Origin of the sequence: Rhizobium sp. NZLR1b (assembly GCF_019685155.1) — a bacterium.
GTDB lineage: Bacteria > Pseudomonadota > Alphaproteobacteria > Rhizobiales > Rhizobiaceae > Rhizobium.
In genome coordinates this window covers 1-18,511 of record NZ_JABDWC010000020.1, presented here as the reverse complement: position 1 = coordinate 18,511, position 18,511 = coordinate 1, and the positions used below count along the sequence as shown (strand labels likewise).

The window sequence follows — 18,511 nt, the reverse complement described above, 5'->3', positions numbered from 1 at the left end:
GGAGGCCGCAGGCATCTGTTTCGGCTTTTCATTTTCCGTGATGATTTTGACTTTCGTTTGCCAGGCGAGCCGTGTAAACAGCACATCCAACGCAATAATTGGAGCTGGCGGCGCATGGATGCCCGCGAAATGAAGATCAAGGCCGCCGCGGCCGCACTCGCCCATGTCGAAAGCGGGATGCGTCTCGGGATTGGCACCGGCAGCACGGCGGAAGAATTCGTTCGCCTGTTGGCCGAGAAGGTCGCTGGCGGCTTCAGGGTCGAAGGCGTTCCTACGTCTGAAAGAACGGCGCGGCTTTGCGTCGAACTCGGTGTGCCGCTGAAATCGCTGGACGAGCTGCCGGCACTCGATCTGACGATCGATGGCGCCGACGAACTCGATGCTGGGCTCCGGCTGATCAAGGGCGGCGGCGGTGCGCTGCTGCGCGAAAAGATCGTCGCGGCCGCCTCCGAACGAATGATCGTCATTGCAGACGAGAGCAAGCTGGTCGATATGCTCGGCGCCTTCGCGCTGCCGATCGAAGTCAATCCGTTCGGGCTCGTCTCGACACGGATCGCGATCGAGAAGGTCGCGGCCCGGCTCGGTCTTTCCGGTGAACTGGCTTTGCGCCAGTCCGGTGACGGAGAGTTTACCACGGATGGCGGTCATCACATTATCGATGCATCTTTTGGCCGCATTCCTGATGCAGAGGCGCTTTCGAGCGAGCTGAATTCCATACCCGGCGTCGTCGAACACGGGCTCTTTATCAATATGGCGGCACTTGCGATCATTGCCGGTCCTGCGGGTGTGCGCACACTGCAGACAAACAGATAACAGGAGCATACACTCATGATGAACATTGCAGGTCTTGGCCGTCTCGCCGCTGCGACCGTCGTTCTTTCCGGGCTTGCCTTCGGCTCCGCCGTCAAGGCGCAGGAGGTCTCCGAGGACCAGTTGAAGGCGTCTCGCGCCGCGATCGACGCCATCGGCGCCACTGCCCAGTTCGACAACATCCTGCCCGGTCTCGCCGAGCGCCTGAAGGCCGGCCTGATCCAGGATTCGCCAAACTACCAGGACATCATTTCGTCGACGGTCGACGCGCAGGCGCTAGCGCTGGCGCCGCGCCGCGGCGATCTCGAGAAGGAGGCGGCACTCACCTATGCCAAGACCTTCACCGCCGCGGAACTGAAGGCGATCGCCGACTTCTATAATTCCGACGTCGGCAAGAAGCTGCTGCGCGACGGCCCGGTCGCCTCTCGCGAGACGGCGAAGGCTGCCGACATCTGGGCGCAGGGCATTTCCCGCGACCTGGAAAAGCAGAGCAATACCGAGCTTTCCAAGGTCATCAAGGCGCCGCCGCCGGCAACCGAAAGCCCGGCTGCTCCGGCTGCCGCTCCCGCTCCCGCTCCGGCTACCCAGCAGTAAGGCCTCCACCATCAAATTGCGAAAGCCCGGCATCGTCCGGGCTTTTTTGTTATGATGCGGCAAATGCCGCCGGCGAGGCTTCAGGTGACTGCAGATATACCCGATCGTTACAACGCTGTCCGAGTGCGGATATCAGGCAAGGTCCAGGGTGTCGGCTTTCGCATGTGGACGCGCAATGAGGCGGTACGGCTCGGTTTGACGGGCTGGGTTCGCAATGAAAGGGACGGGGCCGTCGTCGCTTTGATCGCAGGAACCGATACCGCCATCTCGATAATGATCGAACGTTTCAGCCGCGGGCCTGCGGGGTCGTCGGTTGCGGGCGTCGAGACGGAAGCAGCCCAGCTTGAGAAAATGCCGACGGATTTCGGGATCACCCGCTGACAGCAGCAATCACTATGCATCGAACATGCGGGGAAGCCAGCTCTTCGCTTTTATGCATGTCGTTTCCTGGGACCGCTGCACACCTCCTGGTGACATGCATCAGGGGTTCGGGTTCTTTGCAAGTTGCCACACACCTTCCTCATCCGGTTCCACGCGCTTGTTGCCGCGATAGAAGATCGGCAGTCTCGTCTTCTTGTCGATCGAGAAGCGGCTCGGCGTATATTTTTCGTCCTCGTGACCCTCAGTCGCGAGGCCGAGCGCTTCCTTGAATTTGCCAGCCTTGCACAGATTGGCGAAGAGAGTTTGATCCATCTTTTGCTCCGGCATCGTTTTCTATCCCTGGATTGCCCTGCCAGCCTCAGGCGACCGGGTCAACCGTTTGCCGGGAAGATTCGGCGATGCGTACGGGATGATGCAGGAGCGGGCTTTTGTTTTCAGGGCGATCGCCCCTATATCAGCAACATCCTTCCTGCGATTCCCTTCCGGAGCTCCTCATGTCTTCCTACGACTACGACCTCTTCGTCATCGGCGGTGGTTCCGGAGGCGTGCGCGGTGCGCGTGTCGCCGCCTCGCTCGGCAAAAAGGTGGCGATCGCCGAAGAGTACCGCTATGGCGGCACCTGCGTCATCCGCGGTTGCGTGCCGAAGAAGCTTTTCGTCTATGCCTCGCAGTTCCACGAGCATTTCGAGGATGCGGCGGGTTTCGGCTGGACGGTCGGCGAAAGCAGCTTCGACTGGAAGAAGCTAGTAGCCGCCAAGGATGCCGAGATCGCCCGGCTGGAAGGCCTCTACAAGAAGGGGCTCGCCGGCGCCAATGCCGAGATCCTCGAAACGCGCGCCGAACTCGTCGATGCTCATACTGTGCGGCTCACGAAGACGGGGCAGACGGTGACGGCAACGACGATCGTGATCGCCACCGGCGGACGGCCGAACCCGCATGCAGCCCTTCCCGGCCATGAATTATGCATTTCCTCCAACGAGGCTTTTCATCTCGAAGAGCTGCCGAAATCGATCGTGATATCAGGCGGTGGCTATATCGCCGTCGAGTTCGCCAATATCTTTCATGGCCTCGGCGTCGAGACGACGCTGATCTATCGCGGCGCCGAGATCCTGTCGCGCTTCGACGAGGATCTGCGGCGCGGGCTGCACGAGGCGATGGTCGCCAAGGGCATCCGCATCCTTTGCCACGACACGCTGCAAAAGGTTTCGAAGGGCGATGACTGCCTCGTTCTGGAAACGCTGAACAGCGGCACGCTGCAGGCCGGCGTTGTCATGCTGGCGCTCGGGCGCGATCCGAACACCGAAGGTCTCGGCCTCGAGGCTGCGGGCGTCGCCGTCGATGAGCGTGGCGCCATTATCGTCGACGATTATTCCCGCACCAATGTCGAAAACATTTATGCGCTCGGCGATGTCACCAATCGGGTACAGCTGACGCCGGCAGCGATCCACGAGGCGATGTGCTTCATCGAGACCGAATACAAGAACAATCCAACCCGGCCGGATTACGAGCTGATCCCGACCGCCGTCTTCTCGCAGCCGGAGATCGGCACCGTCGGGCTCTCGGAAGAGGAGGCGGGCAAGCGTTACTGCGAGCTCGAAGTCTACCGCGCCCAATTCCGGCCGCTGAAGGCGACGCTTTCCGGGCGGGCCGAGCGGATGATCATGAAGCTGATCGTCGATGCCGCGAGCGGCAAGGTGGTGGGCGCCCATATTCTCGGCCACGATGCCGGCGAGATGGCGCAGCTGCTCGGCATCACGCTGAAGGCCGGCTGCACCAAGGACGATTTCGACCGGACGATGGCGCTGCATCCGACAGCGGCCGAGGAGCTGGTCACCATGTATGCGCCAAGCTACCGGATCCGAGACGGCAAAAGAATCTAAGCAGCGGTATCCTCAGCTGGTGATGCGCGGCGCGCGGATGACCTTGAGGAAGAGCGCCTTCATCGCATCGGCGATACCGTCGGTCGGCGTCACCTCGAAATAGAGGCCGGGCGAGGCGCATGCCTGCATTTTCGTCGGGATTTCGCTCTGGAAGGGCTTGATCCACGTATTGTACCAGTTGTTTTTCGGCAGCGGCAGATAAGTGGTGTAGAGCACCGCGATCCTGATGCCCTTGTCCTTCAGCGGTTGGCAGAAAGAAGTATCGATCGGCTCCTGGCAGCGGTCGCCGGTCAGTTTCTTGGTGCAGCCTTTCGGTTTTGCACTGTCGCCGACGCCGTCCGAGACGAAGAACAGGATCTTTTGCGGGGTGGTAGCGGTGCCGCCGTCGCCGGGGGTGGTGATGATGGTTTTCATCTGTGTCAGCGCGCTGTCGAAGCTCGTCTGCTGGTCGTTGTTATAACCCTGATACGGGATGGTCATCAGATCGACGGCGTCGGTATAGCTGCGTACTTTATCGAGATCGTCCGTCGGGTCGGATATAGTGGTCAGATTGGCATCCTCAGCCTTGGTGCCGAAGGTATAGACGCCCATGCGGAACTGATTATCGGAAACACGCGTGGACTTCGCGGTCAGCGTCAGCTCCTTGGTCGCCTGGCGCACGACGTCGATGCGCATGCTGACGCCGAGCTTTTTGGCGAGATTGTAGTAGTTGTTGTTGTTCTGGGTTTCGTGGCAGGCGAAGGCGCAGGTATCGCTGGTGTTCTTTTCCATCGTCGCCACGTCGGTCGCGGTGGCGCCGACGCCCATCGAAGGAGTGTTGTCGAGCAGGATGTAGAAATCCATGAAGGAGGCGGTCTGATATTCGGCCGTCGCCGTGCCCGAGATTGTGATCGAATCCTTCCCCAGAACACGCATAAAGGTCGTCGGCACGGTCGCGCTGAAAGAGACTTGCGAGTTCAGTTTGTTGGCGGCTTTGGTGACGTCGATGCCGAGATCGACCTGAACGTCGGCCAGCTCCCCGGACATCTGAGACATGAAGATGCTGCGGGCATCGGTCTTGCCGAGCGAGATCGTGCCGTTGCCGCTCATCGTCATGGCGGCTGCGACTGCGCCGGATTTTTCGGCGATCGAGCCGACGGCGGCGGCATCGGCTGCCGCGTAAAGCTGCGTCCTCAGGCTGAGCGCGTGGCCGAAATCCACCGCCATGCCTGCCGTACCGAGGAGCGGCACCATCAGCAACGCCGTCATGATGCCGAAATTGCCCGAACGATCCGATATGAAGCTGAGCGGAAGGATCGCCATGCCATGTCCCCAATGTTGAAATCATCCGTGGTTCTACATTGGAAGTCTAAAATATCGGGAAATTGACATGGTATATGCCGGTTTAACGATGGAATCCGAGATTTCTGCCACCTATATGCGAGCTCTGCCCGATGGCGCCGGTACGGCATTCGAGCTTTGGGCGATTGGTCTTTGCAAGCCCGATCTAAAGGTCTATAAGCCGCCGCAATCAAAGATACGGGCATCCCAGGGATGGGTGTGAGTGAGGTGAGTGAGATGGCAGAGAACTGGACCCCGAGCAGTTGGCGGCAAAAACCGATCCTGCAGGTTCCCGATTATCCCGACGCAGCCGCTTTGGCTGCAACGGAAGCTCAGCTCGCCAGCTATCCGCCCCTCGTCTTCGCCGGCGAAGCGCGCCGTCTGAAGAAGCACCTCGCCAATGTCGCCGAAGGCAATGGCTTCCTGCTGCAGGGCGGCGACTGTGCCGAGAGCTTCGCCGAACACGGCGCCGACAATATCCGCGACTTTTTCCGCGCCTTCCTGCAGATGGCGGTCGTGCTGACTTTTGGCGCGCAGCTGCCGGTCGTTAAAGTCGGTCGCATCGCCGGCCAATTCGCTAAGCCGCGTTCGTCGAATGTCGAGAAGCAGGGCGACGTGACGCTGCCGGCTTATCGCGGCGACATCATCAACGGCATCGAGTTCACCGAGGAGTCGCGCATTCCGAACCCGGAACGTCAGGCGATGGCCTACCGGCAGTCGGCCGCGACGCTGAACCTTCTGCGCGCCTTCGCGATGGGCGGTTACGCCAATCTCGAAAACGTGCACCAGTGGATGCTGGGCTTCGTCAAGGACAGCCCGCAAGGCGAGCGCTACCGCAAGCTGGCCGACCGCATCAGCGAAACCATGGATTTCATGAAGGCGATCGGCATCACCTCGGAAAACCAGCCGGCCTTGCGGGAAACCGATTTCTTCACCAGCCATGAGGCGCTGCTGCTTGGCTACGAAGAGGCGCTGACCCGCGTCGATTCCACTTCCGGCGACTGGTATGCCACCTCAGGCCACATGATCTGGATCGGCGACCGCACGCGCCAGGTCGATCATGCGCATGTCGAATATTGCCGCGGCATCAAGAACCCGATCGGCCTGAAATGCGGCCCGTCGCTGCAGGCCGACGATCTGCTGCAGCTGATCGACATCTTGAACCCGGCCAACGAAGCCGGGCGCCTGACACTGATCTGCCGCTTCGGCCACGACAAGGTCGCAGAGAACCTGCCGCGCCTTATTCGTGCCGTCGAGCGTGAAGGCCGCAAGGTTGTCTGGTCCTGCGACCCGATGCACGGCAACACGATCACGCTCAACAACTACAAGACCCGTCCCTTCGAGCGGATCCTGTCGGAAGTCGAAAGCTTCTTCCAGATCCACCGCGCCGAAGGCACGCATCCCGGTGGCATCCATATCGAGATGACCGGCAAGGACGTGACGGAATGCACCGGCGGCGCCCGCGCCGTTACCGCCGACGACCTGCAGGATCGCTACCACACGCATTGCGACCCGCGCCTCAACTCCGACCAGGCGCTGGAGCTCGCCTTCCTGCTTGCCGAGCGCATGAAGGGCGGTCGCGACGAGAAGCGCATGGTCGTCAACGGCTGATAGCAGCCCCAGACGGATGCGGAAAAACCCGGCTTGATGCCGGGTTTTTTTGTCTCAGGATGGAGCAGGCGATCAGATGCTGGCCTGAACGCTATGCAAGTTGGCGTAGACGCCGTCTTTCGCCATGAGCGCGTCATGGGTGCCCTGTTCGACGATGCCGTCGGCCGTCAGCACCAGGATTCTGTCGGCATGGCGGACGGTCGAGAGACGATGGGCGATGACCAGGGTGGTTCGGCCATTTGCCAGGCTGAGCAACGCCTGCTGCACCGCCCGTTCGCTTTCGTTGTCGAGCGCGCTGGTTGCTTCGTCGAAGATCAGGATCTCCGGATTCTTGAGGAAGGCCCGGGCGATGGTGATGCGCTGACGCTGGCCGCCCGAGAGTTTGACGCCGCGCTGGCCGATATCGGTGTCATAACCCTGGGGCAGGGCCATGATGAAATGGTGCGCGTTGGCGGCGCGGGCGGCTGCCTCCAGCTCGGCATCGCCGGCGCCGGGCCTGCCATAGCGCAGGTTTTCCGCCACGGTGCCGGCAAAAAGATAGACGTCCTGCTGCACCACGCCCACATGGCGCCGGAGCGAGGCCAGCGTCACGTCGCGGATATCGGTGCCGTCGATGCGGATCGACCCGGCCTCAACATCGTAGAAGCGTGGTATCAGCGCACAAAGCGTGCTCTTGCCGACCCCGGAAGGACCGACCAGGGCAACGAACTCCCCGGGAGCGATGGTGAGCGACAGCCGCTCGAGCACGCGCGGGCCATCGGCCTCGTAGCCGAAGGCGACGTCGGAGAAACTGATCTCGCCCCTTGGCGCCGGCATCGGATGAGCGGCCGGCCGGTCGATGATATCGGGATCGATCTCCAGGATCTCCATGGCTCTGATGAAGCCGGTGTAGCCCTCCTGCCAGAGGCGCACGAAATTGGCCAGCCGCTGCACCGGATCGACCAGCACGGCAACGCAAAGCAGGAAGGTGAGCATATCCGGGACGGTCAGTTCCGCTGCCAGGATACGCAGGCCGCCGACGATGATCACCAATATGGTGACGAGCTGGGCGAAGGTTTCGGTGCCGACCGAAAACCACGCCTCGCTGCGGTAGCCGTCGGCGCGGCTTTCAAGGAAGCGTCGGTTCTGCTCGGCGAAACGCTCCCGTTCCAGCGCCTCGTTGGCGAAGGACTGGACGACACGGATGCCGGCCAGAGCATCCTCGACGCGCTCGTTAACCGCGGCGATCTGGTGCTTGCTGGCTTCGAGCGCGCGGTTCATGCGCCGGTTGAAATACAGCGCATAAACCAACGCCACAGGGGTGAGCAGCAGGATGAGGCCTGCCAATGGCGGATCGATGTAGAACAGCACCAGCATGGCGCCGCCAAATTTCAGCAGGGCGATGGAAAGATCCTCGGGACCGTGGTGAAAGAGTTCGCCCAGCCACAGGCTGTCATTGGTGATGCGGCTCATCAGCTGGCCGGTGCGCTGGCGGTCGTAGAAGCTGAACGAGAGTTTCTGGCAGTGCTCGAAGAGTTCCTGCCGGACCGTCGCCTCAATGCGAGCCCCCATCACATGGCCGCGATAATCGACGAAGAAGATCGCGGCGATCTGGACCGCCAGAACGGCCAGCATGACGCCGCCCATGCCGAGGATTTGAGCGAAGGCCTGCGGGGCATCGGGCAGAACCAGAAGCCGGCTGGTGACGACATTGGCGCAGAGCGGCAGGGCGAGCGCCGTGCCGGCGACGAGCATGGCGCACAACAGATCCGCCAGCAGCAAAGGCAGGTGCGGGCGATAGTAGGAAACGAATTTTCGCATGCGCGACCAGCGTCGGCCGCGGTCGGCGGGATCGTTCTGGAAAAATTTGGGGAAGCCGTTATGGCGTCGCGAGCTTTTCCTCGCGCGGGAGAACCGAATGTTCATGAGGCAGAATGTCCTTGTGGGCCATGTTTCCTTTCTGTTTGGACAGGGTCGTTCTCATGTCAGTCTCCCGGGGATTAAATGAAATTTGACCTTGAGTATCGCCGACAATAGCGGCCGATTCAATGCCGGGACGGGATGAGGTTGGCGGATGTTGTCGAGATGCAACAGCGATAACGCGTCAGCCGAGAGCGCACAAGGCCAGGCGGCTTTCAAGATTCCTGATGGCTCATTCAGAAAACCGGATTTGACGCCGGACAAGATCGGCGGCAACGTCTCTTAGGAACAGGGGATGACCATGACTGAACGACATACAGGCGGCTGTCTTTGCGGCGCCGTGCGATTTTCAATTGCGGCGAAGCCCGGACCTGTTGTTGGCTGTCATTGCTCGCAATGCCGCCGGCAGACGGGGTTTTACTATGCGGCCGTCAACGTGCCGCGGGCGGCTCTTTCGGTGGAAGACACGGAAGCGGTCCGCTGGTACCGGTCGAGCGAACAAGCGCAGCGCGGGTTCTGTTCGACTTGCGGCTCCGCGCTGTTCTGGCAGGGCGACCAATCGCTGGAGATTTCGGTTTTGGCCGGGTCCTTCGACGAGCCGAGCGGCCTGGCCTTTGGCCATCACATTTATTGCGCCGACAAGGGCGATTTCTACGACATATCGGATGGCCTGCCGCAATATGCGGTGAACCCTGTCTAAAGCGCGTCGCATCACATTTGATGCATGCGACGCACTTTAGCCCTTTGTTTTATGCATGTCGTTGTCCCGGAACCGCTGCACTTCCGGGCGACATGCATTAACCCTTAGCGGAAAGCTCGGCGGTGAGACGCGCCACGTCCTCGCGCAACGCCGTCAATTCGGTCAGCACGCGCATATCGATCTTCTGGTGCAGGGAGAGCACTTCGAGTTCGGCCTTGAGATTGACTTCGTAGTCTTTGGCGGCCTCGAAGCGGTCGCGCTCGGCCTGGCGGTTCTGCGACATCATGATGATCGGCGCCTGGATGGCGGCGAGCATCGACAGGATCAGGTTCAGGAAGACGAAGGGATAGGGGTCGAAGGCACCGCTCACCAGAATGATGGTGTTGATCACCGTCCAGGCGAGGAGGAAAACGAAGAAGGCGATGATGAACGACCAGGAACCGCCGATGCGGGCGATGCTGTCGGCGATGCGCTCGCCGAACGAGGCCTCGGCGGAAAGAGCGGCGTTGACATCGGTCGAGATGACCTTGCGCTCGTGCGCCTTCGCCAGCACGCGTTTTTCGATATCGCCGAGTTCGTCGGCCGGCTTGTCGAAATGATGGTGCATGAAGTTCGAAAGATTAGACATGGCCTGTTTCCGGTGCCCGTTATCGACGCTGTTGATTTGCGCGCCAGTATTCCGGTCCGCCGGCAAATTGCAATGCGTGTCTATGCCGCGAGGTCGCGGCGCGTCCGTTCACAAAAATTTCGTCACAGCAAGGTGCGGCTTTTGCTGCGGACATGTTGCGGTCCCGGAAGGTGCAGGCTAAATAAATGACATGACACAGGAAAACGCTCTTTCTGATATCTTCCGCATCGCCATCGGTCAGCTCAATCCGACAGTCGGCGATGTCGCCGGCAATCTCGCCAAGGCACGCGAAGCGCGCGCCGATGCGGCTCGGGAAGGCGCGCATCTGCTCGTCCTGACCGAACTTTTCATTTCCGGTTATCCGCCTGAAGATCTGGTATTGAAGCCGGCCTTCATTCGCGCCTGCTGGAAAGCGGTGGAGAGCCTGGCTGCCGATACCGCCGATGGCGGGCCGGGTGTCGTCATCGGTTTTCCCCGGCAGGACGAAACGGGGCGCTATAATTCCGTCGCCGTGCTCGACGGCGGCAAGGTGATTGCGGTGCGCGACAAGATCGATCTGCCAAACTATGGCGAATTCGACGAGAAGCGTGTCTTCGACCAGGGCTCCATGCCGGGTCCGGTGAATTTCCGCGGCGTGCGCATCGGCATTCCGATCTGCGAAGACATCTGGGGCGATCTTGGCGTCTGTGAGACGTTGGCCGAAAGCGGGGCCGAGATTCTACTGTCGCCGAACGGCTCGCCCTATTATCGTGGCAAGGTCGATATCCGCCATCAGGTGGTGCTGAAGCAGGTGATCGAGACCGGTCTGCCGCTGGTCTATGCCGCACAACTCGGCGGCCAGGACGAACTGGTCTTCGACGGCGCCAGCTTCGCTTTCAATGCCGACAAATCGCTCGCCTTCCAGATGAGCCAGTTCGAGACGGCGCTGGCGGTGACGACGTGGAAGCGCGGTGGGTCTGGCTGGCACTGCGCCGAAGGACCGATGGCCCATATTCCCGAAGGCGAGGAAGCCGACTACCGCGCCTGCCTGCTCGGCTTTCGCGACTACGTCAACAAGAACGGCTTCAAGACGGTGGTGCTCGGCCTTTCCGGCGGCATCGACTCGGCGATCTGCACGGCAATCGCCGTCGATGCGCTGGGCGAGGAGCGGGTGCGCACCGTCATGCTGCCCTACCGCTACACATCGGAAGATTCTTTGAAGGATGCGGCCGATTGCGCCAAGGCGCTCGGCTGCCGCTACGACATCGTGCCGATCGAGCAACCGGTGACGGGCTTCAGCAGCGCGCTGTCTGATCTCTTCGCGGGAACGAACAGTGGTATCACCGAGGAAAACCTGCAGAGCCGGGCGCGCGGCGTCATCCTGATGGCGATCTCCAACAAGTTCGGCTCAATGGTGGTGACGACGGGCAACAAGTCGGAAATGTCGGTCGGTTACGCCACGCTCTACGGCGACATGAACGGCGGCTTCAATCCGATCAAGGACCTCTACAAGATGCAGGTCTATGCGTTGGCCCGCTGGCGCAACGAGAATGTGCCGCCGGGTGCGCTGGGGCCGTCAGGCGAGGTGATCCCGAAAAATATCATCGACAAGGCGCCCTCGGCCGAACTGCGTCCCGACCAGAAGGACCAGGATTCGCTGCCGCCTTATCCCGCCCTCGACGATATTCTCGAATGCCTGGTGGAGAAGGAGATGGCGGTCGAGGAGATCGTCGCGCGCGGCCATGACGTGGCGACCGTCCATCGCATCGAGCACCTGCTCTATCTCGCCGAATATAAGCGCCGGCAATCGGCGCCGGGCGTGAAGATTACCAAGAAGAATTTCGGACGCGACCGGCGGTATCCCATCACCAACCGGTTCCGGGATCGCTAGCGCGATCGAGATCGCTGGCGCAGTTGTTATAGAAATGCGGGGGAGGAAGCATGCGCAGCTCGGTCGAGATCTATAATGTCAGGACGGGCAGGGCTCGCGAAGTCTGGCAGACGGACAGACTGGTGGAGGCTCCGAACTTCTCGCCTGACGGTTCCTACCTGCTGCTGAACGGCGACGGGCGGCTCTACCGGCTGCCGCTCGGTCGCGGTGAAGTCACCAAGCTCGATACCGGCTTTGCCGTCAACTGCAACAATGATCACGGCATCTCGCCCGACGGCACTGAGATCGTCATTTCCGACAAGACCGAATTCGGCAAGTCGACGATCTATGTCCTGCCGATCGGGGGCGGCGCGCCGCGGCTCGTCACCCAGAACGCGCCGTCCTACTGGCACGGCTGGTCGCCTGATGGCCGCGAACTCGCCTATTGCGGCATCCGCGACGACCTCTTCGACATCTATACGATCTCGGTCGAAGGCGGCGCCGAGACGCGACTGACGCATGGCGAGGGCCGCAATGACGGACCGGATTATTCCGCCGACGGGCAATGGATCTACTTCAACTCCAGCCGCACCGGGCTGATGCAGATCTGGCGCATCCATCCCGACGGCACCGGGCTGGAGCAGGTGACCTCGGACAATCAGGGCAACTGGTTCGCCCATCCGTCGCCTAAGAATGACAAGGTGTTGATCCTGTCCTACGACCCCTCGGTATTCGATCACCCACGGGATCTCGACGTGCGGCTGCGGTTGATGGACATGGATGGCGGCAATCTGAAGACGCTGTTCGAGCTCTTCGGCGGGCAGGGCACGATCAACGTGCCCTGCTGGTCTCCTGATGGCGAAGAGTTCGCCTATGTGCGTTATTTTCCGGAAGCTTAAACAGCGGCCTTGCGCCGGACGCGGGCGGATTGCGCCAGGTCTTCCAGCGTCGTCACCGACATATCCCAGTCGATGCAGCCATCGGTGATGGACTGGCCGTAGACCAGCGGCTTGCCGGGAACGAGATCCTGGCGGCCGGCGACGAGGTTGCTCTCGATCATCATGCCCTTGATGTGGCGGTTTCCGGCGGCGATCTGCGCGGCCACGGATCTGACGACGCGCGGCTGGTTCATCGGATCCTTGCCGCTATTGGCATGGCTGGCGTCGATGAGGATGCGCGGGGTCAGGCCGAGCTTGACGGCCTCGGCCGTGACCGCTTCGACATCGGTCGCTTCGTAGTTCGGCTGTTTGCCGCCGCGCAGAATGATGTGGCAGTCCTCATTGCCGGTCGTCGAGGCGATGCCAGCCTGTCCGTCCTTGGTGACGGCAGGGAAGTGATGCGGCTGCGAAGCGGCAAGGATGGCGTCGAGCGCCACACGTGCGCCGCCGTCGGTGCCGTTCTTGAAACCGATCGGACAGGAAAGGCCGGAGGCAAGCTGCCGGTGGATCTGGCTTTCGGTCGTGCGCGCGCCGATCGCCCCCCAGCTGACTAGGTCGGCAATGTATTGCGGCGTGATCGTGTCGAGGAATTCGACGCCGGCGGGAAGCCCTGTCGCATTGATATCGAGCAACAGTCGTCTGGCGATCCTCAGCCCTTCCTCGATGCGGTAGCTGCCGTCGAGATGCGGGTCGTTGATCAGGCCCTTCCAGCCGACGGTGGTGCGGGGTTTTTCGAAATAGACGCGCATGACGATCTCGAGATCGCCGGTGAAGCGCCGTCGCTGCTCCTCCAGCCGCGCGGCATATTCCCGGGCGGCAATGGGGTCGTGGATCGAGCAGGGGCCGATCACGACAATCAGGCGATCGTCGTCGCCATGTAGAATCTTATGGATCGCATCACGATTGCTGGTCACGGTTGCCGTGACGGCGGCATTGCGGTGGATTTCGGCGATGATATCGGCGGGTTTGGTCAGTGGGGTGATCTCGAGGATTCGCAGATCATCAATGGTATCAGACACGGCAAGGCTCCTGTTTGGTCATACCGTGCGGAACAAAAAAAGCCGCCAGGTAGACTAGCGGCTGTTCGGGTTGTCGTTGCGTCGATTTCAGTTACGCATGGACCCGCGTCCGCTGGGAGCAGCGGTACCAATAAAATCGCGAGGCGTAGATCGAAGTGGTCGACATAAGGCGTATGTAGCGTCGCGGCCGTGCGTTGTCACGCAGAATTTGCGGCGCAAAAGCCGGGCGCTCAGCTGTGGCACAATTGCCGCTGCAGGAGGCTTAAACAATCGCCCAACAGCGCATGCTGCTGGGCGATGTTGGGTCTGGATTACGGTGACAAATTAAATGCAGATCCCGAGATCATAGGGCGTCAACGTTCACGCCGACGGTGATGGCGCCGATCGGCGTTCCCTTGTCGTCGGAAATCGTGACGCTTGCCTGCGACTGCAGTGCCTGGGTCGATTCGTCCTTTTCGATATCGTCGACGAAAACAGCGTCCTTGCCGGCTCCGAAGGACTTCTGGAACTTGCCCTCGTCACCCTGCCAGTAATCCGACGTGGGATCGCTTTGACCGACATTCAGCCCCTTTGCATCCATGACGAAGACCTCGGCAATCTTGCCGTTTGAAGCAGCCTTCTTCTCCTGAAGGAATTTTGACAGCGCATTGCCGAGCACGCCGTCGATCATCGAATGGTCTGAGCCATCGACCTCGGCGCGCCACTTCTTGTCGAGGGCGTCGATATCGCCCTGGCCCAAACTGGCGTTTGCGGCGTTCTGCGCCTTGATAGCCTCGATGACGACCGGATCGTTCAGCCAGGGCTTTACGTCACTCGTCACGTAGTCGGAGATCGGGGCGAGCTTCGCATCCAGCGCCATGGATACGCCGGTCGACGCTGCAATTGCGGTGCAGGCCAAAAGAAATGCGGAGACGACTTTCTTCATAACTGTTCCCTTCCTGATTATGGGATGCTGTGGAATAAAAGCGCATTGAACGAAGGTGAGGTCAGAACTCTTCCCAGGCACCGGGAGCAGCGGCGACGGCGGCATTTCCTGCGTGCCGCTGCACAAAGGCCCTGGGCTCGGGGGCCCTGAGCTCGGGGCGAGATTGACGAATGCTCGGCTGAGCGGTTTTGGGCGGGCTGGCGGCAGAGGTGCCAACAGTGAACCTGCCGGCTGAGTCCTGCAGAAGGCGTCCCTGGGTCAGCAGCTCCTGGCAGGCCGCGTTGGTTTCCTCGACCATCGCCGCGTTCTGCTGTGTCGCCTGATCCATCTGGTTGATCGCGCCGTTGATTTCCTGCAGACCCGTCGCCTGTTCGCGATAGGACTGAACGATGGAAGCGATACTGTCGCTGATGCGGTTGATCTGCTCCTCGATCTTCAACAGGGCATCGCCGGTTTCATTCACCAGCCCGACGCCTGCTGCAACCTCCTGACCGGAGACATTGATGAGGTTCTTGATTTCCTTTGCCGCATTGGCAGACCGTTGGGCGAGTTCCCGCACTTCCTGCGCCACGACCGCAAACCCTTTGCCGGCTTCGCCGGCGCGCGCCGCCTCGACGCCGGCATTCAGCGCCAGCAGGTTCGTCTGGAAGGCGATTTCATCGATGACGCCGATGATCCGGCCGATCTGGCTCGACGAGGTCTGAATCCGGTCCATCGCTCCGATCGCGTCACGAACCACGGTCGCTGAGACATGAGCGCTGCGCTTTGTCTCCTCGACAAGCTTTCCGGCATTTTCGGCCCGTTGCGACGATGCTCTGACCGTGGTGGTCACCTCATCCAGTGCGGCGGCGGTCTGTTCCAAGGCTGCGGCCTGTTGCTCGGTTCGCTTGGCGAGCTGATCGGCGGAGAAGGCTATTTCGCTTGACCCACCTTCAACCGCAACGGAAGCGGTCTTGATCTCGGTCAGTGCTGCCGCGACCGCTTCGACCATGCGGTTGAAATCCTGCCGCAGTTTATCGAATTCGGGGCCGAGATCGGCCAAGTGTATCGAGAAGTCACCGGCGGCAAGCTTTTCCAATTCATTGGCGAGCGCGTTCATGACCAGCCGCTGAGCGTTGTTGGCCTCTTCCGTCAACGATGCGTTGCGTGCCCGTTCGACATCGAACGAGGCGCTCTGCTCGGCAGCGGCTTGCTCTCTCTCGACCTTGGCAATTGCCTCGTTACGGAAGACTTCCAAGGCACGTGCCAGGAACCCGATCTCATCGCCATTTTCCCTGTAGGTGACGGGAGAGGCCAGATCGCCTTTCTGCAAGGCGCTGATCCGTTCGCTGATGATCCGGATCGGCCGGCCGACGAGGCTGCGCATAGCGAGAAGGAAAGCGACAACGGCCATGGCGGTGATCATGAACTGCGTCAGCAGCGAAATCAGAACCTTCTGCCTGACTTCGGCAGCGATTTTTTCGACAGACCAGTTCGTAACGACATAACCGGTCGCCTTGCCCGATTTATCCAACGGAAGCGGCGCGATGATCGTCACAACGCCGGCAGATATTCCGCTGTCGTCGATCGTGGTTTTCTCAGGCTTCGCGCTCAGGCTCTTTGCCAGATCGGCCGGTGCGGGCAAGCCGCTGATGCCGTCGCGTGTCCAGGTATCGACGGCCGAAGGTTCGGCGTTGAAGGCGGCAAACTGCACAAGATCGAGTGATGGATCGTCGCGGTAAAGCGAATAGGCCTCACGCACGGCGTTGGCCTTGCCCCATTTCACGCCGCCCGCGGCCAGCGACGCAAACTGCTCCGCATCCTTGGACCAGTTTGCCTTGGCGCCGTCGATTAACGCCTTGGTTTCGTACATCCAGGTGTAGGTGGCGAAGGCGGAAATGCCGCAAAGATTGACGGCAACGATAATCGCCGCCAGCTTGGCTGTCAGAGGCATCGTTTTCAAAAATTGGAACATTCCGCGGGGCCTGGAATTGCGGCTCGGTCGGCGATGTTCCCGACCGGCGTATCAACACGGGCATCGCCGCTGACGGTTACATCACGAGCACTCATGCCCATGTCTGATAGCAACCCAAAACGCGCAAACGCAGTGTGTCTTTGATGTGTGAATAAATCATAAAGTGGAAAGGGATGCCGGAGCACACGTATCCGCCATTGCGCCCGCCGGGGATTTGGCTTGCTCAGCTGTTTTCCGCGATTGCCTCTTCGGGCTCGGGCTCGGGCTGGCGGCGTTTGCGGCGGCGCGTCGTCAGTTCGGCGCCGGCATCGCGCGGCAGGCGCAGGAAGGTGATGCAGGCCAGCGCCGAAATCGCCGAGACGCTGAAAAAGGCGATGTGGAAATCCGATACCAGCAGCCTGCCGCCGTGGAAGCTGCTCGAAATTTCGAGGATGCCTCCGGCAATCGCCACACCCATGGCCATGGAGATCCGCTGGGCAACGGCGTTGATTGCGGTTGCCTGGCTGCTGTCGGCGTCATCGACATCGCCGAAGGCCATGGCGTTGACGCCCGAGAAGGCCATCGAGCGGAACAGGCCGCCGATCAGCAGACAGGCCATGATCAAATACAGCGGCGTTTCGACGGTAAAGAGGCCGTTGATGCCGAGGAAGATCGCCGCCAGCAAGGTGGTGATCGATATCACGGTGCGGAAGCCGAAGGCATTGAAGGTGCGCGAAGCGGCGAATTTCGAGCCCATGGAGCCGAGCGCGCTGACGAAAGTGACCGAGCCTGATTGCAGCGGCGTCAGGCCGAAGCCGAGCTGCAGCATCAGCGGCATCAGGAAAGGCAGAGCGCCGAGCCCCATGCGGAAATTCGAGGCGCCGAGGATCGCTGCTCGGAACATCGGGTAGCGGAACATCTTCGGATCGAGAAGCGGATAGGGCGCGCGGCGGGCATGGAGGAGATAGAGGAGGCCGGCAAGGATGCCAATAGCCACCGTGACATACCCGTAGATCACGGGCACGGCCGGCAGGCTGATCACCGACAGGCCGAAGACGAAGCCGGAAAAGCCGATGCCGCAGAGGAAGAAGCCCGGAAAATCCATCGGCCGCGGGCTGCGCCGCCCGACCGCCGGCAGGAAACGCGTGACGAGGATGATGCCGAGCACGCCGATCGGCACGTTGATCCAGAAGATCCAGTGCCAGCTGAGATAGGTGGTGAGGAAACCGCCGATCGGCGGGCCCATCATCGGGCCGATCAGCGCGGGAATGGTCAGCCAGGCCATGGCATCGACGAGTTCGTGGCGCGGCGTTCCCCTGACCAGCAGCAGGCGGCTGACCGGCGTCATCATCGAGCCGCCGGCGCCCTGGATCAGCCGCGCGACGACGAAGGCCGCGATCGAGTTTGAAAAGGCGCAGGCGACCGAGCCGATCATGAAAACGAAGATCGCCAAACGGAAGATGTTACGCGCGCCGAACCGATCCGACATCCAGCCGCTGATCGGGATGAAGATCGCCAGCGCCACGAGATAGCTGGTGACGGCGAGCTTCAGCGCAATCGGCGAGGTGCCGATATCGGCCGCGATCGCCGGCAGGCTGGTGGCTATGACGGTCGAATCCATCTGTTCCATGAACAGGGCGACCGCAAGGATCATCGGGCTGAAGCGGGGCACGGGCAACCGGGATGCTGGTGTGGATTGTTCAGCCATACGCCTTCGCCAGCGGCTAGGATATAGAAACAATCGACGCTGCGGCCTGCCGAGCCGCTTCAAACCGACGCGGGTGATCAAATCAGATGGGTGTCCGTTTCTTGCTGTTTAGGAGAGGGTTGAGGTCGGATCGAGACTTGGTCATCTCCCTCTTCTCCCCGGCGGGGAGAAGGTGGCCCGCAGGGTCGGATGAGCGACTATCTGGGCTGTCAAGTTGCATGTTCGAATTCTCTTCGCGCATCTCGTGCTTTTGCATTGAGAATGACCAGGAGTTTTCGGGCGAGCGCGATGCGGATGACCATTTTCGGTTTGCCCT

At 61.1% G+C, this 18,511-nt stretch carries 17 protein-coding genes and 1 pseudogene; 9 read left to right on the top strand and 9 right to left on the bottom strand.

Going from position 1 to position 18,511, the window contains the following annotated elements; all coding sequences use genetic code 11:
• Positions 1 to 114: 114 nt before the first annotated feature.
• The 3 genes from rpiA (at position 115) to HJB84_RS24220 (ending at position 1,785) form a co-directional block, all read left to right on the top strand.
• On the top strand, positions 115 to 813 hold the full coding sequence (gene rpiA, locus HJB84_RS24230; protein WP_164015129.1) for a ribose-5-phosphate isomerase RpiA: 699 nt from the start codon (positions 115 to 117) through the stop codon (positions 811 to 813).
• Between the two features lie 15 nt (positions 814 to 828).
• Positions 829 to 1,404, top strand: a complete 576-nt coding sequence (locus tag HJB84_RS24225) for a DUF2059 domain-containing protein (protein ID WP_207580699.1) — start codon at positions 829 to 831, stop codon at positions 1,402 to 1,404.
• 63 nt (positions 1,405 to 1,467) lie between these two features.
• Positions 1,468 to 1,785 carry an acylphosphatase gene (locus HJB84_RS24220; RefSeq protein WP_221117125.1) on the top strand — a complete coding sequence of 106 codons (318 nt, stop codon included), beginning with the start codon at positions 1,468 to 1,470 and terminating at the stop codon, positions 1,783 to 1,785.
• Positions 1,786 to 1,884: 99 nt separating this feature from the next.
• On the opposite strand, the gene HJB84_RS24215 is transcribed toward HJB84_RS24220, so the two are convergent.
• The gene (locus tag HJB84_RS24215) at positions 1,885 to 2,097 is read right to left on the bottom strand and encodes a hypothetical protein (RefSeq protein ID WP_246762667.1); all 213 of its coding nucleotides are present in this window, start codon (positions 2,095 to 2,097) and stop codon (positions 1,885 to 1,887) included.
• A gap of 182 nt (positions 2,098 to 2,279) precedes the next feature.
• On the opposite strand from HJB84_RS24215, the gene gor reads away from it, so the two are divergent.
• The gene (gor, locus tag HJB84_RS24210; RefSeq protein ID WP_221117124.1) at positions 2,280 to 3,665 is read left to right on the top strand and encodes a glutathione-disulfide reductase; all 1,386 of its coding nucleotides are present in this window, start codon (positions 2,280 to 2,282) and stop codon (positions 3,663 to 3,665) included.
• 12 nt (positions 3,666 to 3,677) lie between these two features.
• Here gor and HJB84_RS24205 read toward each other — a convergent pair whose 3' ends face one another.
• The gene (locus HJB84_RS24205; protein ID WP_207580695.1) at positions 3,678 to 4,967 is read right to left on the bottom strand and encodes a vWA domain-containing protein; all 1,290 of its coding nucleotides are present in this window, start codon (positions 4,965 to 4,967) and stop codon (positions 3,678 to 3,680) included.
• Between the two features lie 67 nt (positions 4,968 to 5,034).
• On the opposite strand from HJB84_RS24205, the gene HJB84_RS24200 reads away from it, so the two are divergent.
• Positions 5,035 to 5,208 (top strand): hypothetical protein, encoded by a 174-nt coding sequence (locus HJB84_RS24200; protein WP_246762666.1) that lies wholly within the window; start codon positions 5,035 to 5,037, stop codon positions 5,206 to 5,208.
• Positions 5,209 to 5,222: 14 nt separating this feature from the next.
• A complete protein-coding gene (locus HJB84_RS24195) occupies positions 5,223 to 6,596 on the top strand; it encodes a class II 3-deoxy-7-phosphoheptulonate synthase (RefSeq protein WP_207580694.1) in 1,374 nt (457 codons plus the stop codon).
• Between the two features lie 72 nt (positions 6,597 to 6,668).
• Here the strand turns inward: HJB84_RS24195 and HJB84_RS24190 are convergent, their stop codons facing one another.
• Positions 6,669 to 8,501: an ABC transporter ATP-binding protein gene (locus tag HJB84_RS24190; RefSeq protein WP_221117123.1), complete on the bottom strand. Its 1,833-nt coding sequence runs from the start codon at positions 8,499 to 8,501 to the stop codon at positions 6,669 to 6,671.
• A gap of 295 nt (positions 8,502 to 8,796) precedes the next feature.
• Here HJB84_RS24190 and HJB84_RS24185 point away from each other — a divergent pair, with 295 nt between their 5' ends.
• Positions 8,797 to 9,195, top strand: coding sequence for a GFA family protein (locus tag HJB84_RS24185; RefSeq protein WP_221117122.1), 399 nt, complete (start codon positions 8,797 to 8,799; stop codon positions 9,193 to 9,195).
• A 97-nt stretch (positions 9,196 to 9,292) separates the two neighbouring features.
• Here HJB84_RS24185 and HJB84_RS24180 read toward each other — a convergent pair whose 3' ends face one another.
• Entirely contained in the window at positions 9,293 to 9,823 is a 531-nt protein-coding gene (locus tag HJB84_RS24180) for a DUF1003 domain-containing protein (RefSeq protein ID WP_207580691.1), read from the bottom strand.
• Between the two features lie 190 nt (positions 9,824 to 10,013).
• Here HJB84_RS24180 and HJB84_RS24175 point away from each other — a divergent pair, with 190 nt between their 5' ends.
• Both HJB84_RS24175 and HJB84_RS24170 read left to right on the top strand, forming a co-directional pair.
• The gene (locus tag HJB84_RS24175; RefSeq protein WP_207580690.1) at positions 10,014 to 11,693 is read left to right on the top strand and encodes an NAD+ synthase; all 1,680 of its coding nucleotides are present in this window, start codon (positions 10,014 to 10,016) and stop codon (positions 11,691 to 11,693) included.
• A gap of 50 nt (positions 11,694 to 11,743) precedes the next feature.
• Entirely contained in the window at positions 11,744 to 12,571 is an 828-nt protein-coding gene (locus HJB84_RS24170; protein WP_221117121.1) for a hypothetical protein, read from the top strand.
• Here the strand turns inward: HJB84_RS24170 and HJB84_RS24165 are convergent.
• From HJB84_RS24165 to HJB84_RS24145, 5 genes and pseudogenes are all read right to left on the bottom strand, one after another.
• Positions 12,568 to 13,629, bottom strand: a complete 1,062-nt coding sequence (locus HJB84_RS24165; protein WP_207580688.1) for a 3-deoxy-7-phosphoheptulonate synthase — start codon at positions 13,627 to 13,629, stop codon at positions 12,568 to 12,570. The genes HJB84_RS24170 and HJB84_RS24165 overlap by 4 nt on opposite strands.
• A gap of 343 nt (positions 13,630 to 13,972) precedes the next feature.
• A complete protein-coding gene (locus HJB84_RS24160) occupies positions 13,973 to 14,554 on the bottom strand; it encodes a hypothetical protein (protein ID WP_207580687.1) in 582 nt (193 codons plus the stop codon).
• A gap of 61 nt (positions 14,555 to 14,615) precedes the next feature.
• Complete coding sequence (locus HJB84_RS24155) at positions 14,616 to 16,508, bottom strand: HAMP domain-containing methyl-accepting chemotaxis protein (protein WP_221117120.1); 1,893 nt, start codon at positions 16,506 to 16,508, stop codon at positions 14,616 to 14,618.
• A gap of 223 nt (positions 16,509 to 16,731) precedes the next feature.
• A complete protein-coding gene (locus HJB84_RS24150; RefSeq protein ID WP_405049004.1) occupies positions 16,732 to 18,141 on the bottom strand; it encodes an MFS transporter in 1,410 nt (469 codons plus the stop codon).
• 263 nt (positions 18,142 to 18,404) lie between these two features.
• Positions 18,405 to 18,511: pseudogene (locus HJB84_RS24145) on the bottom strand (IS110 family transposase); the annotation flags it as partial.